The following is a 15,190-nucleotide window of genomic DNA, read 5'->3' as shown; positions in this document are numbered from 1 at the left end:
AATTCAGGGGCAACTGTATCACAACTCAAAGCAATTTTTGGCTGGACAGAAGATCAAATGGCATCTCTTTATACAAAGAGCGCAGATCGTAAAAAACTGGCTCTTGAAGCCATAAAAAAACTTCAAAAAAATTAGGGATAGAATTAAAAAAACATAATAGAATCAAGACTCAACTATCACCTTACATTAAACATAATTCCTTGAATTTATTTGCTTTCTTTTTGCCTGTCACGCCCACCATTTAACTCCTATAAGATAAATAACATATTGATTTTATATAGCCATTTTTAAGATAAAGGGCATCCAAATAAAAATAAGGAAATAAAATATTCTAATGTACACTCTAAAAAACGCACATTTTGCTGAATTTTTTATTTTAATGTTTTAACTCTTAACGCACCTAAAATTTAATGACCTAATGAATCTTAAAGATTTTATTATAAAAATTTCATGACAAACATCTATTTTTTCTAAAATACTGTTCATCTCCTAACATACTCTTTATTTCTCTTAATTCTTTCATGTTTACTGGCATATTCTTGTTGCTAAAATAGCTAGAGTAACAACAGCCACTTTAATATAGAAAACACTTAGTTTTCAGATTCGGTATTTTAAGCTTGCTTATTACACACTGTCATGAAATATTAAAAGAGTAAAAAATGCCAAAAAGCCTTTTCATTCGTACTGCATTTCTACTGAAATAAAATAAACGGTAATAATTGCCCTTCGTCATCCGAATTTTAGAATGCTTAGTTTTGTCACATAACATTCTATCATGTAATTGAAAAAAATCGCTGTGTAATACTAAGATACCTCTAGCATATTATATAAATTATACAGAAATAAGATAAAATTCTTTAACTTTTTCGTAAAAACAGTTCTCAATGGACTTCATCATGTCTTAAAAACAAGCCTTACCAAAAATCGTACTAAAAGATATAATAATATTATTCACCTAAAAACAGAAAAGAATCAATTTAAAAGAAATCATCAAGAAATAGAATATTCATTTAAAAAATAGTGAAAATACGCTGGTAAAAGAAGGTTTTAGCAATCTGTTTTGTAAAATATGTAGTGCAGGAGGCACTAAAAAATCAGCAATAAATGAAGAAAATTAGCAGAAACACATGCGATAATACGAGATTTTGTATCACAATTTAAAGCACTTTATGGGTTAAATAGAAGGCAGTATAACATCATTTTATACCAAAACAGCTAGATATAAAATGATTTTATTTTTGAGGGGTAGGAATAAATAAAGATGGCTCTTGCCGTCCTTCAATTTCGGCTGTAATTTCTGAATCTCTCACAGATTGATTCGTAAAAGAAAGGGAGTTTTTATCCAACCTTTTATTTTTTTCTGGGAGAAGAGGACTTGAATGAAGGGATGTCTCTCTTTTTTGCATTTTAGGTGTACTAGTAATATCGGATTCTACAACCACATCTGTTAATCCACCAATGAGAAGTAAATGTTCTTTATTATCGCAACGGACTAAAACGAGGTGGCGTATTCGGTCTATAGAAATTGTTTCACATACTGCTAATCGCGATGGGCTTTTTTCTCTATTAACTCTGAATCTTGCCGTATTTAAACGGCGTAAAAACACGATAACTATGGTAATAGCTGCGATTGTTATTATAAAAAGCAAAAAGCTTATAATTATATTTGCAGCAGATAAACCTATTTGGTTTGATAACCAGATATACATAAATTTTCTCCCATTTTGGCATGGAAATATCATTTTTTATTGTGATAAATTTAGAAACTTACCCTCAAAAGGCTCGCTTAAATACAAGAAATAAACTTTTAAACATTAAGTAAGCTTTCTTAGAAAGAGAATATCATAGTATATACTTTATAACAATGAATATAAAGGAAGTTTCGTGACATAAGAAACAACTATAATCTAAGGCAAAGCAAGATGGATAAAGGTTTTGAGAATAGTGAAAGATCAGCGTCTTCGTCTTCTTTTCATCGAAGAGTTATGTTTTGGGGTATTATTTTTATATTAGTTTTTCTTTTCATTGTGAGCATTTTAGGTTTTTTTTATCCACAAAGTTATTTGCAAAAAGCTGTCTTGATATCCTTTTTGATTCTAGCAATTATCGGTGTTACAACACTCATTTTGAGTGGAGTAGGAATTTTAAAATACCATGCATTGTGGTTGCATGAAGATTGTGATTTTAGCATTTTTAATAGTAGCGACGATGTAATTGTAATCTCTGATCTTTTGGGTTTTGTTTATTATTCTAATCAAAACTATCGAAAAATTCTGACCTATAAACCTGAAGCATCTTGTTATATGGTTATTGCTAATCTTCCAGGGGCAGGTGCGCTTTCGTATCGCTTAAAGATTGCAGCCTGGAATAATCTTACAGCACAAGAAGAATTAAGAGCAGAGCAGCCAATTTTTACCGATTCGATACCCAAAAAATCTGCTCGGTATAATATCTCCATTCAACCTATTACAAAACGAAAAAAAAAGCTTTTATTTTGGCGTATTGCTGATATTTCGCATTTACAACAAACGCAAGAAGTTTTTTTCTCGAACCTTCAAGAGGCTATCAATCACTTGGATCAAACGCTTGTTGGTTTTGTATCAGTCAATACACAAGGAACAATTCTTTATACTAATGCGTTTTTTGCCGAATGGTTTTCAATTGATTTAGCAAATTTCTCGGTTGGCCAATATAATATCGATTCGTTATTTGAGAGTGTTGGAGCTAAAATCTCCTGGAGTGATATTTGTTTGCAAACCAATAGATACCAAAGTTCAGGTTATGCTTCGCCTTATAGGTTTTCGTTATGCTTAAATTCACAGCCGAATTGTGAAAAAATATTTCATTGTTTTATATCTGCGTCTGCTTTCTCAGAGGAGGAAGCCATTTATCGTGTTGTAATAATTCCACAACAAATACGAAAAGAAGAAAATGATCAATTAAAATTACCTAGCCTATTAGTAGAATATTTTAATGCGAATCCTTTTGCAATAGCTGTAGTGGATCAAGAAGGGCAATTGGTTCATATGAATAATGCTTTTTCATCACTTACAGGCTGTATGGATAAAACTATCAATTTTTATGATATTATTTCTCGTCGTGATCGTGTGCAGTTAGAGCGTGCCTTTCAAAAAATTGCGACAAATAAAAATTATTTTGTCTCTTTAGAAACTGTTTTAGAAAAGAATAAAGAACGCCATTTACGTCTCCATGTTATGTCTGTACCACTATATCATGGTGATCCATTGCAAGATTTGGTCATTATCTCTATCATTGAAACAACGGAACAAAAAACATTTGAAGATAAAATGATCCAAAGTCAGAAGATGCAAGCTGTTGGACAATTGGCTGGTGGCATTGCTCATGACTTTAATAATGTTTTAACAGCGATTTTAATGTCATGTGATCTTCTTTTAAATACCCATCGTAGTTCTGATCCTGCGCATGCTGATCTTATTAATATTAAAAATAATGCTAATCGTGCAGCGGCTCTTGTACAACAATTATTAGCTTTTTCTAGAAAGCAAACACTTCGACCTGAAGCGATTGATTTTACAGAGTTTTTATCAGATATTCGCAATCTGATTTTACCACTTTTGAGTAATAATATTCAGTTAAAAATCATTCATGGAAGAGATCTATGGAGCGTTGAAGTTGATCAAGCATCTTTTCAGCGTGTTATTATGAATTTGGTTATTAATGCACGTGATGCTATGTTAAATGGAGGTATTGTTACAATTGCGACAAATAATATCACAAAACGACAAAGTATGGAATTTAATCATCTTGGTTTAGCAATTGGTGAGTATGTGCAATTGACTATTTCAGATACAGGGAGTGGTATATCTGCTGCTATACAAGAAAAAATGTTTGAGCCATTTTTTACAACAAAAGAAGTTGGAAAAGGAACAGGTCTTGGTTTATCAATGGTTTATGGAATTATCAAGCAAACAGGGGGATACATTTATTGTGAAAGTAAAGAAGGAGAAGGAGCAACATTTCATATTTTTCTTCCTCGTTATATCTCAGATATAAAAGGAGAAATTTCTCAGAAAATTGAAAAAAATGAAGAAAAAGATAAAAATATAGATTTAACAGGATCTGCAACTATTTTATTGGTTGAAGATGAAGATGCTGTCAGAATGGGGGGAGTAAAAGCTCTTCAAATGAGAGGATATACGGTTTTAGAGGCAGCAAGTGGAGTGGAAGCACTGTCTCTTCTTGAAGAAAAAAAAGAAACTATTAATATTATTGTTTCCGATGTAGTGATGCCAGAAATGGATGGTCCTACTTTACTTAAGGAAGTACGTAAAAAATATCCTGATATCAAATTTCTTTTTGTTTCTGGATATGCAAAGGATGCTTTTGCTAAAAATCTTCCACAAGATGCTGTTTTTGGTTTCTTATCTAAACCTTTTACACTCAAACAGTTAGCTCTAAAAGTTAAAGAAACACTTTCGTCATGAGACAAAAAATTACGCAATAGAAAAATTATGTATTATAAGATTTTTTTAGGTGAAATACGAGAGTATTTTGATAACTAAGGCTCGTGGTAGTGTTAGAAAGTTGAATAAAGAAGACCAAATTAGAAATTTAACTAAAATTCAAAAAAATCGCACGTTTTGTGCGAAATTACAAAATAATAAACTTTATCATGTCATCTTCTAGAAAGTGCAAGTATTAAGTATTGACGATAAACTGCATCTATAATACTAAAAAATGCTCTTCCATAGATTGCTGTTATACTCAAAAGGATAAAAGCTGTTGTTGCATATCTACCATTTTGCCATTTCCTTTAATAAATGCTTTTAAAGCTTCGGGATAGAGTTTATGCTCTGCTTTAAGAACTCTCTGTGCTAAACATTCAGCGGTATCATGAATACAGACTGGAACAGCTGCTTGGGCAAGGATTGTTCCTGAATCCATATCTTCTGTAACAAGATGAATAGTGCAACCAGTAATTTTTACGCCTGCTTGTAAAACTCTTTCATGTGTGTTTAAACCTTTAAATGAAGGTAAAAGAGAAGGATGAACGTTTAAAATCCGCTCTTCGTAAAGTCTTACGAAACGGGATGAGACCAGACGCATATATCCTGCAAAGCAGAGAAAATCAGGCTTATATTGATCTAAAATCGTAAAAATACCTTCTTCATGCTCTTCTTTTGTTTTGTAGATTCTACGATCAACAATATGAATAGGTAAGTTATAATTTTGCGCCTTTTTAATACCGTTTGCAAGCGGATTATCACAAATAACAGCAACAATTTCAGCAGGATACTCCTTTTGTTGACTCGCTTGAGCAAGAGCGACCATATTGGACCCATTCCCAGAAATGAAAACAACGATTTTTCTTTTCATAAATGCAATATTCCTTTATAAATTATTCTTTCATTTTGATCTTGGCGTTTTGTTAAAATACCAAGTGAGGTTACAATCTCTCCTTTTCTTTTAAGAGCCTGCGTAATTTTTTCAGCTGCGTGTTGTGCTACGATAATTATCATGCCAATACCACAATTGAAAGTTCTCAACATTTCTGTTTTTTCTATTTTACCTTGTGTGGCAATCCATGAAAATACCGCTGGAACATTGATGGCAGAAAGATTAATTTCAGCGCAGAGAGAAGATGGAATGACACGTGGAATATTCTCAGGAAAACCTCCACCCGTAATATGAGCAAGAGCTTTGATTCCTTCATATTTGCGCATGATAGGAAGAAGCGAGTTTACATAAATGCGTGTTGGTGTAAGGAGTGCTAGACCAAGGCTGTTTTGGGGTGCAAAAGGAGCAGGATCATTCCACTGTAGATGACTTTGCTGGATGATTCGCCGAATAAGTGAAAAGCCGTTGGAATGAATTCCAGCGGCGCTTAGACCTAATATAATATCGCCTTCTATCAAATCTTTTGAAGGAAGTAGCATGTTGCGTTCGCATGCTCCTACAGCAAAACCTGCTAGATCATAATCTTTCTCTGCATATATTCCTGGCATTTCTGCAGTTTCTCCTCCAATAAGAGCAGCGCCAGCTTGTTTACATCCTTCTACAATACCAGAAACGATTGCAGCACCTTGTTCAGGATCAAGTTTTCCCGTTGCAAAATAATCCAGAAAAAAGAGAGGTTCAGCCCCTTGTACAAGTAAATCATTGACACACATAGCTACAAGATCAATACCTATAGTATTATGAATACCAACTTCAATGGCAATTTTTAATTTTGTACCCACACCATCATTGGCTGCTACAAGGATAGGATCTGTAAAGCCAACCGCTTTTAAATCAAAAAGGCCACCAAATCCACCAATTTCTGCATCTGCTCCCACTCGTTTTGTTGCGCGTATCAAGGGTTTAATTTTTTCCATCATAGCGTTACCCATATCGATACTTACACCAGCTTGTGCGTAGGTAAGAGTAGTCTTGAGTTTATTCTTTGTAAGATCTTGATTGCTCATTGGAGACTTCCTTTAATAGAAAATCAGGTTCTAATGTTCTGCAATGCCATGATAGAGCTTTCTCTGCAAGAGATATTGATAAGAAAATCAGCAACTTTTCTTGTACATCATTTTGAAGATGTTTATAATTTTTTGTGTAGAATTTTTTTAGGACATTTTATGAGCAAGATATCAGATAACCATGGCCAATCTTCTTGGCAACTTATGAGAAAAAAAGTGAGTGAGAATACGTCCCGTAACCGTTATAAAACTTATGTGCCAGCATATACTCAATTACCGTTGCCAAATAATATGAAAAAGCAAATCTTTTTTTGGCTTTGTACGCTGATTTTTTTCATTTTTTTTATGTTGGTTTTAGGATCGATTTTGCTGCCTTTTGTGGCAGGGATTGTATTGGCTTATTTTCTTAATCCCGTTGTTCAACTACTTGAAAAATTTGGTATTCGTCGCATGTTTGGTACTGTCCTCATTACCTTATTTATTGTTATTACGTTTGTTGCTGCTTTAGTTATTTTGATTCCTATTATTAGTTGGCAAATACAACAATTTGTGAGTGATGGTTTACCCGTTTATATTAATCGTATTCAAACCTTTTTTGGTGAGCATGATTTCGATTGGATTAGGCGTTATTTTGGCAGTGATCCCAATGAATTACGGAGTAATATTAAAGGATTTTTGGGAGAAGGTTCTGATTTTATCACATCTCTTTTGAATTCACTTTTAAAATCAGGAAAATCTATCGTTAATATCATTAGCCTATTTGTTGTAGCACCTGTGGTAGCATTTTATGTATTATTAGATTGGCCACGTATGGTGACAGCAATTGATTCGTTAATACCGCGCGAGCATCTTGAAACTGTTCGTAGTATTTTTTACGAAATGGATAGAGCTATCGCAGGTTTTGTTCGTGGACAAGGAACAGTTTGTCTTATATTGGGAGGCTATTATGCTATTGGTTTAACAATTGTGGGCCTCAATTACAGTCTTTTGATTGGTATGTTTATTGGCCTTATTAGCTTTGTTCCTTATATTGGCACCATGAGTGGTTTGGTGTTTTCTGTTAGCATTGCTTGGGTCCAATTTTATCCCAATAATTGGGAGGGAATCGTCATTGTGATGGCACTGTTTTTAATTGGCCAATTTATTGAAGGTTATATTCTCCAACCAAAACTTGTGGGTTCATCAGTGGGGTTACATCCCGTGTGGTTGATGTTTTCACTTTTTGCTTTTTCTTCACTCTTTGGTTTTACTGGTATGCTTGTTGCTGTTCCCGCAGCGGCAGCTGTTGGTGTTTTAGTTCGTTTTGCTCTTCACACGTATCTTAATTCTCAGTTGTATTTGCGAAGTGGAAATTCGGAGCCGCTAAAATGAATGGGCATGAAACGCAATTATCTTTAAATTTTCCTCATAATCCGATTTTTCAATTTGATGATTTAGTGGTAACAGATAGCAATCGTATGGCTTTTCAGCTTATTGATCGCTGGCCTAATTGGGGTTTGCCTATCGCAGTTCTTGTAGGAAAAGAAGGATCTGGGAAAACGCATTTTTCTGGTATATGGCTACAAAAAGCAAATGCATTCAGAATTCAGCATAATGAAGTTGATCAGGCTGTTGCTATAGCTTCTTTAGGCAAATCATTTTTAATGGAAGATATTGATGCAGAGGAAATTAGTGAAACAGAGCTTTTTCATTTAATTAACAGTGTTAAACAAGCAAATCTTGATGCGCGGCAAGCTACTTTATTGATGACTGCACGAACACTCCCTTCAGCTTGGAATTTAAAATTAAATGATCTAAAAAGTCGTCTTAATTCGGTCATGTTAGTTGAAATGAAGCAGCCTGATGATGCATTGTTAACAGCTGTTGCCTTTAAATTTTTTTCCGATAAGCAACTTATTGTGCATCCAGATACTGTTTATTATCTTGTAAGTCGTTGTGAACGGTCTTTATTTTCATTGAAACGTATTATTGATTCTGTTGATCAGTTGGCATTACAAAGAAAAAGAAAAATAACGCGTGCTGTTATTGCAGAAGTTTTGAATAAAAGAATTCTGTAAACACTCTTTATCTTAGTTTATTTGTTCTTTCCTCTAATATTATTTCAATATGGGGAAAGAAAAGTCATTTTAATTTTTTCTTTTTTGATATCTGTTACGCGTAAAAAATAGTGTCTTTTGCTTTTATAATGTGTTTAATTTAAATGGCTTCGAGATTTTGTTGTATAATGTTGTATTCTTTCATAGCTTTTCCAAGCATTTTATATATTTTTGCATCTGAAAATGTTTTTAAAAAGAGGTCTTTACTTTCTTTATAATAAGACTTTTAGAGTTTGAAAAAATGTTTATTGTTTTGAATTTGGAGTGTAAGAGAATCTAGAGTTTTTTGAAGAAGAGCCCTTAAGAGGATAGAAAAAGAAGGGTGAAGAATCGATACAGCTAGATTTTATATAAGCACAGTGCAGATTATTGGTTTATATTTCTTCTTAGGGAAATTTTTTATGATTTTTAAGTCTTTTCTCTAAAATTACATCGGTAGAATGCGTTCTGGTATGATGAGAATTGCTTAAAGCAGTATAAAATTATGAAAATCTTATGGAAACATTTATGTTTTTTTAACATGAATTATTTTTGTACGAATATATTTATCGATTGTTACAAAAAAATATTTTACTCTTGTGTTGATGGGTATTGCGCAATATATAGACCGCACATAGCAGATGTGGAGGTTTTTCATTATATGAGCAAAGAGATTGATAGTCAATATCGCCCTAGTGAAGATGAGCCTTTTATGAATGAACGGCAAAAGGCGTATTTTCGCGCTAAATTGGTTTCTTGGAAAAATGATATATTAAAAGAGGCTCGTGAGACTTTGGAAAATTTACAGGATGAGAATATTGGCCAACCCGATTTGACCGATAGGGCATCTTGTGAAACGGATCGAACAATTGAATTACGCACCCGTGATCGTCAGAGAAAACTTATTTCAAAAATAGATGCTGCTTTAGAGCGCATTGATAATGGGACATATGGTTTTTGTGAAGAAACCGGTGAACCCATTAGCTTAAAGCGTCTTGAGGCTCGGCCAATTGCTGTTTTATCATTAGAAGCACAAGAACGTCACGAACGACGTGAAAAAGTTTATCGCGATGATTAAAATCCATATGAATGATAAACAAAAGCTTTCAATTTTCTTGTAGCCTATTGACATTATTTAAATCTGGTGATCCCGACAGGATTCGAACCTGTGACCCACGGCTTAGAAGGCCGTTGCTCTATCCAGCTGAGCTACGGGACCTAACTGATTATTTCCTTTATTTTCTCAACTCAAAATAGCATTTTCAATTCAATGTGTCCAAGATTGCTGCCGATCACTGCGAAAATTATCAGAATAAAAAACAGCACGCCGAATCGACATATGCATCTTTTCTACACGGTAAGGGATAGCATTCTTGCGTGCAAAAGCAATTGCTTCTTCTCTTCTATTAAATCGGATTCTCACTTGACTATTCATATCAGATGTTGCCGTATACCCCATAAGAGGCTCTAACATTTTTGCTTTCATTGGTTCATACTGCAGAATCCAAAAACCTGTCCCCGCCCTTCCTGATTGCATAGCTGTTTTAGCAGGACTATAAATACGTGCAATCATGCTTTTTCCCTTCCAATTACACAACGCTCGAATGATGGCTTCTCACCACGCGTATCCAATAGGGACATTCTCAAATACCTCACAAATATGGTCGGAGCGATAGGATTCGAACCTACGACCCCCTGATCCCAAATCAGGTGCGCTACCAAACTGCGCTACGCTCCGTCATTTACATTTATTTGATGCACATTTCCTAAAATTTTCACAACAGAAGTGCAAGAGAAAAACATACTTTTTTTTAATTTTATTGCATTTCTTTACAAAAAAAGAACATTTCTAAATTTGTTCTACTTAATAATATATTTATTGACAGAAGTAGGAAATAACATCCATATGCACTAATTGATCTTGATTGCTTTTCTGTGAATCCTGAATTCTTAATCAAATCTCATTTGAAAATTATCTCGCTTATTTGTTAATAAACCTAAAAAAGAAGAAAATTCAAATATTCAGAGCCATCTCCCCTCTTCTTCCTCATGGCACTAAAATTTAAACGGAGCAACAATAAAATCATTTCATTAATACAAAAAAATAAAATCTTCATAAAGGCAAAATATGATATCCACGTTTTAAATATATCAAAGCATCCTTTTCCTGATTACAGTTGATTGCAACAACCTCACCAATCAAAACACTATGGGTTGAGTGCTCATGCCAACAAATCAAACGACAATCAAAAGACGCTAAAGCATTTGAAAGACTAGGCGCCCCCGTCTGCAAAGTTCCCCATTGTGCAACATTAAAACACTCATTTTGTGTAAAATTGCAATGTCTCGAAAAAACATCCGCTAATGGACGATGTTTTCCTGCCAAGCTATTAACACAAAAATTTCCATTCTCCATAAATACCTGATTATTCAGATTATGGCGCATAAGACACACAAGAAGGCTTGGAGGAGTATCAGATAAAGAACAGCATGCCGAAACTGTCACCCCACGCTTTCCCTTAACACCATTTGTTGTCACAATATGCACAGCTCCTGCAAAAAGACTCATAGCATCTCGATATTCTTGCGAAGAAACTGTAATATTCCGTTGAAGTTCAGGCATTAAATATGTTTTATGATTCGACATATCTTTCACTTAATAAAACTTTAAAATTTCAAGAGATCTTTCCATAAAAGACCTATAATACATATTTTTCTTTTCCGTCATAACATAAAAGATATTTGTGTCTACACAACAACATGATAAAAACAGTCAATCAAGGAGATTTTAATGCCCCATTCTCATCTCATTTCACCATCACTCTTGGCTTCTGATTTTTCTAAACTTGGACAAGAAATATTAGATGTTGTGGATGCTGGTGCCAATTGGCTCCATTTTGATATCATGGATGGGCACTTTGTTCCTAACATCACCTTTGGTCCTGAAGTCGTTAAAAGTCTGCGCCCATTAACCAAAGCAATATTTGATGCTCACCTGATGATTACACCTGTAGATCCTTATTTGGAAGCGTTTGCAAAAGCTGGTTCAGATATTATAACTATTCACGCTGAAGCCAGTTCACATCTTCATCGTTCATTACAAACGATTAAAGCAATGGGAAAAAAAGCCGGACTTGCACTCAATCCAAGCACCTCTGAACATATCCTTGAATACTTGCTTGATCAATTAGATCTTATCCTCATTATGACAGTCAATCCCGGTTTTGGCGGACAAAGTTTCATTCCAGAAATAAAAAATAAAATTAAGCGCGTTAAAAACATGATTGCAAACCGCCCTATTGATCTCGAAGTTGATGGCGGTATCACCGTTGACACAATTGGGATAGCTGCAAAAGCCGGTGCGAATATATTTGTCGCAGGCTCTGCAATTTATAAAAATGGAAACAAAGAGCTTTACAAAACACGTATTCATGCATTGCGCCAAGCCGCAATTCTCTCACAACAAGGAAAAAAATGATGATCGCACGTTACTCCCGTCCTGAAATGGTAACAATTTGGTCTCCTGAAACAAAATATCGTATTTGGTTTGAAATTGAGGCACATGCTTGTGATGCCCTTGCTCAACTAGGAATTATTCCGAAAGTAGCCGCCAAAGTCATTTGGGAAAAAGGAGCGGCAGCTGAATTTGATGTCAATCGTATTGGTGAAATTGAAGCAATTACCAAACATGATGTGATCGCATTTCTAACCCACCTAGCTGAATTCATTGGACCAGAAGCACGTTTTATCCACCAAGGCATGACATCATCTGATGTTCTCGATACAACACTAAACATTCAATTGATGCGCGCTAGTGATATTTTACTAAAGGATATAGATCAACTTCTTGAAGCATTAAAAAGACGTGCTTTTGAACACAAAGAAACAATTACTATTGGTCGGAGCCATGGCATTCATGCCGAACCGACAACATTTGGAGTTAAATTCGCTCTTGCATACGCTGAATTTTTCCGTTGTCGCAAACGTCTTCTTGCAGCACGCGAAGAAATTTCTACTTGCGCAATTTCTGGAGCTGTAGGAACTTTTGCAAATATTGATCCACGCGTTGAAGAACATGTAGCAAAAGCTTTAGGCATGTGTGCTGAACCAGTTTCCACTCAAATAATCCCACGGGATCGTCATGCTATGTTTTTTGCAACACTTGGTGTTATTGCTTCCTCTATTGAAAGATTAGCGATAGAAATACGCCATCTACAAAGAACAGAAGTTCTTGAAGTAGAGGAACATTTCGCACCTGGGCAAAAAGGTTCATCGGCGATGCCTCATAAACGTAACCCGGTTTTAACAGAAAATTTAACTGGATTAGCACGGATGGTACGTGCATTTTCACTCCCAGCCATGGAAAATGTAGCACTTTGGCATGAACGTGATATTTCTCATTCATCTGTCGAGCGTTATATTGGTCCAGATGCGACTATTACGCTTGATTTTGCTCTTTCGCGCCTCACATCTGTTATTGAAAATTTAATTGTCTATCCAGAAAATATGCAAAAAAATCTCAATAAATTCCAGGGGCTTATTCACTCACAACGAGTACTTTTAGCACTCACACAAGCAGGAATCAGTCGCGAAGATTCTTATCGAATTGTACAACGAAATGCGATGAAGGTTTGGGAACAAGGAAAAGATTTTTTAGAAGAACTGCTCAATGACAAAGATGTTACCAAAGCTTTAAGTGAAGAAGAACTTCGCGAAAAATTTGATCTTTCTTACCACACCAAACATATCAATACAATTTTCAAACGTGTTTTTGAAGAATAATAGAACAACATAGAAAACCCAAATCTTTTCTACCTATAATCAAGAACCTGTTGTAACAAGAAAATAATTCATGAAAGTAAATCAACTCGATATTCTTATTGTTCCTGGCTACAAAGGATCTGGTCCAGATCATTGGCAAACACGCTGGGAAAAAAAATTGTCAACTGCCCGCCGCATTGAACAAATCCATTGGTCAAAACCTGTTTATGAAGAGTGGGTTTATAAAGTTCAAACCGCCATCGCACAAGCTCAAAAACCTGTTATGATTATTGCTCATTCACTAGGAGTTCCTACTGCTATTCAGGCAGCTATACAAAATGCAGAAAAAATTTGTGGCGCTTTCTTTGTTGCACCTCCTGATCTAGCCAATGAGAAAATACGTCCCAAACATTTAATGACATTTGGCCCTTATCATCGCCAAAAGTTACCTTTTCCTTCAATTATTATAGCTAGCCGGAACGACATTTTTTGTCAATTTTCAGTAGCAGAAAAAATAGCTAATGACTGGGGATCATTCCTTGTTGATGCTGGATATTCTGGCCATATTAACGCAGAATCTGGACACGGGCCTTGGCCTGAAGGACTTATGGTCCTCTCTCACTTTCTTGCAAAAATTTGATATAAAAGGTAATCCTTTATTCTAATCGCCTATATATCTCACCCTTTGGATAAATGTGGAATGACAAAAATTAATAAAAGTATCATAGCAAGATCATTGAGAATTTCCATCAATTAGGATAGTATCACTTAGCAATATTATTAAAAACCTCTCAAGGAAAATAGAGAATTATTATGAATCGTCGCCACCGTATTTATGAAGGCAAGGCCAAAATTTTATATGAAGGACCTGAACCAGGAACTTATATTCAATTTTTTAAAGATGATGCAACTGCCTTTAATGCAAAAAAACACGAAATTATCGACGGAAAAGGGGTTTTAAACAACCGAATTTCGGAACATATCTTTAGTCATCTTGGACGTTTGGGCATCCCAACACATTTTATCAAACGCATAAACATGCGCGAACAACTTATTAAAGCAGCGGAAATCATTCCGTTGGAAATCGTTGTTCGCAATGTTGCTGCCGGCTCTCTTGCTAAACGGTTAGGACTGAAAGAAGGGACCCCACTTCCACAATCCATCATTGAGTTCTACTATAAAAATGATTCTCTTGAGGATCCTATGGTGACAGAAGAACATATCACTGCTTTTGGGTGGGCTGTCCCACAAGAGCTAGAAGATATCATGCAACTTTCAATCCGTATTAATGATTTTCTTTCTGGTTTTTTTGCCAGTGTTAACATCCAATTAATTGATTTTAAAATGGAATTCGGTCGCCTATGGGAAGATGAAACAATGCGTATCGTTCTTGCGGATGAAATTTCACCTGATTCTGCACGACTATGGGATATGCAAACACAAGAAAAAATGGATAAAGATCGTTTTCGTCGTGATATGGGGGGGCTTATTAACGCCTATCAAGAAGTCGCCAAACGTCTTGGGATTATGAATGAAAATGAGCCGATACGACCAACAGGTCCTGTTCTCGTGAAATAAACACAAGGTAAAATAATATCACCTTCTATCTATCAATACCCCTCTTCAAAGGGAAAATTTTTTACAATCAGGAAGCAAAAAATGAAAGCACGTATTATAGTTACTTTAAAAGAAAGCATCCTTGATCCACAAGGAGAAGCAATTGTCGGTGCTTTAAAAAGTTTAGCTTTCGAAAGTATTCTTTCCATTCGTCAGGGAAAGGTTTTTGATATTGTTCTTGATGATCAACCTTCTGAAACTGCAAAGAGAAAACTTGAGCAGATGTGTGAAGAGTTACTCGTGAATACTGTCATTGAAAATTATACAATTGAAATTCTTTAAGCGGAAAAC

General features: G+C 35.0%; 14 protein-coding genes, 2 tRNA genes and 1 pseudogene. 10 read left to right on the top strand and 7 right to left on the bottom strand.

The window, feature by feature from the left end; all coding sequences use genetic code 11:
- Positions 1 to 135, top strand: a pseudogene (locus GGR08_RS08130) (tyrosine-type recombinase/integrase); the annotation flags it as partial.
- Positions 136 to 1,232: 1,097 nt separating this feature from the next.
- On the opposite strand, the gene GGR08_RS02225 reads toward GGR08_RS08130, so the two are convergent.
- Entirely contained in the window at positions 1,233 to 1,709 is a 477-nt protein-coding gene (locus GGR08_RS02225; protein WP_183193775.1) for a flagellar biosynthetic protein FliO, read from the bottom strand.
- Positions 1,710 to 1,922: 213 nt separating this feature from the next.
- On the opposite strand from GGR08_RS02225, the gene GGR08_RS02220 reads away from it, so the two are divergent.
- Positions 1,923 to 4,466, top strand: a complete 2,544-nt coding sequence (locus GGR08_RS02220; protein ID WP_183193774.1) for a response regulator — start codon at positions 1,923 to 1,925, stop codon at positions 4,464 to 4,466.
- A 280-nt stretch (positions 4,467 to 4,746) separates the two neighbouring features.
- Here GGR08_RS02220 and purN read toward each other — a convergent pair whose 3' ends face one another.
- Together purN and purM are read right to left on the bottom strand one after the other, a co-directional pair.
- Positions 4,747 to 5,358 carry a phosphoribosylglycinamide formyltransferase gene (gene purN / locus GGR08_RS02215; RefSeq protein WP_183193773.1) on the bottom strand — a complete coding sequence of 204 codons (612 nt, stop codon included), beginning with the start codon at positions 5,356 to 5,358 and terminating at the stop codon, positions 4,747 to 4,749.
- Complete coding sequence (gene purM, locus GGR08_RS02210; protein WP_183193772.1) at positions 5,355 to 6,446, bottom strand: phosphoribosylformylglycinamidine cyclo-ligase; 1,092 nt, start codon at positions 6,444 to 6,446, stop codon at positions 5,355 to 5,357. Before purM ends, purN begins: the two co-directional genes overlap by 4 nt.
- Before the next feature lie 159 nt (positions 6,447 to 6,605).
- Here purM and GGR08_RS02205 point away from each other — a divergent pair, with 159 nt between their 5' ends.
- From GGR08_RS02205 to dksA, 3 genes are all read left to right on the top strand, one after another.
- Complete coding sequence (locus tag GGR08_RS02205) at positions 6,606 to 7,817, top strand: AI-2E family transporter (RefSeq protein WP_183193771.1); 1,212 nt, start codon at positions 6,606 to 6,608, stop codon at positions 7,815 to 7,817.
- Entirely contained in the window at positions 7,814 to 8,503 is a 690-nt protein-coding gene (hdaA, locus tag GGR08_RS02200) for a DnaA regulatory inactivator HdaA (protein WP_183193770.1), read from the top strand. Before GGR08_RS02205 ends, hdaA begins: the two co-directional genes overlap by 4 nt.
- A gap of 679 nt (positions 8,504 to 9,182) precedes the next feature.
- Complete coding sequence (gene dksA / locus GGR08_RS02195) at positions 9,183 to 9,599, top strand: RNA polymerase-binding protein DksA (protein WP_183193769.1); 417 nt, start codon at positions 9,183 to 9,185, stop codon at positions 9,597 to 9,599.
- A gap of 64 nt (positions 9,600 to 9,663) precedes the next feature.
- Here dksA and GGR08_RS02190 read toward each other — a convergent pair.
- The 4 genes from GGR08_RS02190 to GGR08_RS02175 all read right to left on the bottom strand — a co-directional run bounded on the left by GGR08_RS02190 (position 9,664) and on the right by GGR08_RS02175 (position 11,168).
- Positions 9,664 to 9,740 (bottom strand) — tRNA-Arg (locus tag GGR08_RS02190).
- A 48-nt stretch (positions 9,741 to 9,788) separates the two neighbouring features.
- The gene (locus GGR08_RS02185; protein ID WP_183193768.1) at positions 9,789 to 10,094 is read right to left on the bottom strand and encodes an ETC complex I subunit; all 306 of its coding nucleotides are present in this window, start codon (positions 10,092 to 10,094) and stop codon (positions 9,789 to 9,791) included.
- An 88-nt stretch (positions 10,095 to 10,182) separates the two neighbouring features.
- A tRNA-Pro gene (locus GGR08_RS02180) sits at positions 10,183 to 10,259 on the bottom strand.
- Positions 10,260 to 10,634: 375 nt separating this feature from the next.
- Complete coding sequence (locus GGR08_RS02175; RefSeq protein ID WP_183193767.1) at positions 10,635 to 11,168, bottom strand: flavin reductase family protein; 534 nt, start codon at positions 11,166 to 11,168, stop codon at positions 10,635 to 10,637.
- Between the two features lie 144 nt (positions 11,169 to 11,312).
- On the opposite strand from GGR08_RS02175, the gene rpe reads away from it, so the two are divergent.
- From rpe to purS, 5 genes are all read left to right on the top strand, one after another.
- On the top strand, positions 11,313 to 11,999 hold the full coding sequence (rpe, locus tag GGR08_RS02170; protein ID WP_183193766.1) for a ribulose-phosphate 3-epimerase: 687 nt from the start codon (positions 11,313 to 11,315) through the stop codon (positions 11,997 to 11,999).
- Entirely contained in the window at positions 11,999 to 13,303 is a 1,305-nt protein-coding gene (purB, locus tag GGR08_RS02165; protein ID WP_183193786.1) for an adenylosuccinate lyase, read from the top strand. The genes rpe and purB overlap by 1 nt, the downstream gene beginning before the upstream one ends.
- 70 nt (positions 13,304 to 13,373) lie before the next feature.
- The gene (locus tag GGR08_RS02160; RefSeq protein ID WP_183193765.1) at positions 13,374 to 13,922 is read left to right on the top strand and encodes an RBBP9/YdeN family alpha/beta hydrolase; all 549 of its coding nucleotides are present in this window, start codon (positions 13,374 to 13,376) and stop codon (positions 13,920 to 13,922) included.
- A 173-nt stretch (positions 13,923 to 14,095) separates the two neighbouring features.
- Positions 14,096 to 14,860 carry a phosphoribosylaminoimidazolesuccinocarboxamide synthase gene (gene purC / locus GGR08_RS02155; protein ID WP_183193764.1) on the top strand — a complete coding sequence of 255 codons (765 nt, stop codon included), beginning with the start codon at positions 14,096 to 14,098 and terminating at the stop codon, positions 14,858 to 14,860.
- A gap of 81 nt (positions 14,861 to 14,941) precedes the next feature.
- Positions 14,942 to 15,181, top strand: coding sequence for a phosphoribosylformylglycinamidine synthase subunit PurS (gene purS, locus GGR08_RS02150; protein WP_183193763.1), 240 nt, complete (start codon positions 14,942 to 14,944; stop codon positions 15,179 to 15,181).
- Positions 15,182 to 15,190 lie beyond the last annotated feature (9 nt).

Source organism: Bartonella fuyuanensis (assembly GCF_014197255.1).
Taxonomy (GTDB): Bacteria; Pseudomonadota; Alphaproteobacteria; order Rhizobiales; family Rhizobiaceae; genus Bartonella; species Bartonella fuyuanensis.
This window is presented reverse-complemented; position numbering and strand designations above follow the sequence as displayed.

Bases quoted from the DNA above. Each gene is read 5' to 3' on its own strand.
- GGR08_RS02225 (WP_183193775.1), bottom strand. From the start codon at position 1,709: ATGTATATCTGGTTATCAAACCAAATAGGTTTATCTGCTGCAAATATA.
- GGR08_RS02220 (WP_183193774.1), top strand. From the start codon at position 1,923: ATGGATAAAGGTTTTGAGAATAGTGAAAGATCAGCGTCTTCGTCTTCT.
- purN (WP_183193773.1), bottom strand. From the start codon at position 5,358: ATGAAAAGAAAAATCGTTGTTTTCATTTCTGGGAATGGGTCCAATATG.
- purM (WP_183193772.1), bottom strand. From the start codon at position 6,446: ATGAGCAATCAAGATCTTACAAAGAATAAACTCAAGACTACTCTTACC.
- GGR08_RS02205 (WP_183193771.1), top strand. From the start codon at position 6,606: ATGAGCAAGATATCAGATAACCATGGCCAATCTTCTTGGCAACTTATG.
- hdaA (WP_183193770.1), top strand. From the start codon at position 7,814: ATGAATGGGCATGAAACGCAATTATCTTTAAATTTTCCTCATAATCCG.
- dksA (WP_183193769.1), top strand. From the start codon at position 9,183: ATGAGCAAAGAGATTGATAGTCAATATCGCCCTAGTGAAGATGAGCCT.
- GGR08_RS02185 (WP_183193768.1), bottom strand. From the start codon at position 10,094: ATGATTGCACGTATTTATAGTCCTGCTAAAACAGCTATGCAATCAGGA.
- GGR08_RS02175 (WP_183193767.1), bottom strand. From the start codon at position 11,168: ATGTCGAATCATAAAACATATTTAATGCCTGAACTTCAACGGAATATT.
- rpe (WP_183193766.1), top strand. From the start codon at position 11,313: ATGCCCCATTCTCATCTCATTTCACCATCACTCTTGGCTTCTGATTTT.
- purB (WP_183193786.1), top strand. From the start codon at position 11,999: ATGATCGCACGTTACTCCCGTCCTGAAATGGTAACAATTTGGTCTCCT.
- GGR08_RS02160 (WP_183193765.1), top strand. From the start codon at position 13,374: ATGAAAGTAAATCAACTCGATATTCTTATTGTTCCTGGCTACAAAGGA.
- purC (WP_183193764.1), top strand. From the start codon at position 14,096: ATGAATCGTCGCCACCGTATTTATGAAGGCAAGGCCAAAATTTTATAT.
- purS (WP_183193763.1), top strand. From the start codon at position 14,942: ATGAAAGCACGTATTATAGTTACTTTAAAAGAAAGCATCCTTGATCCA.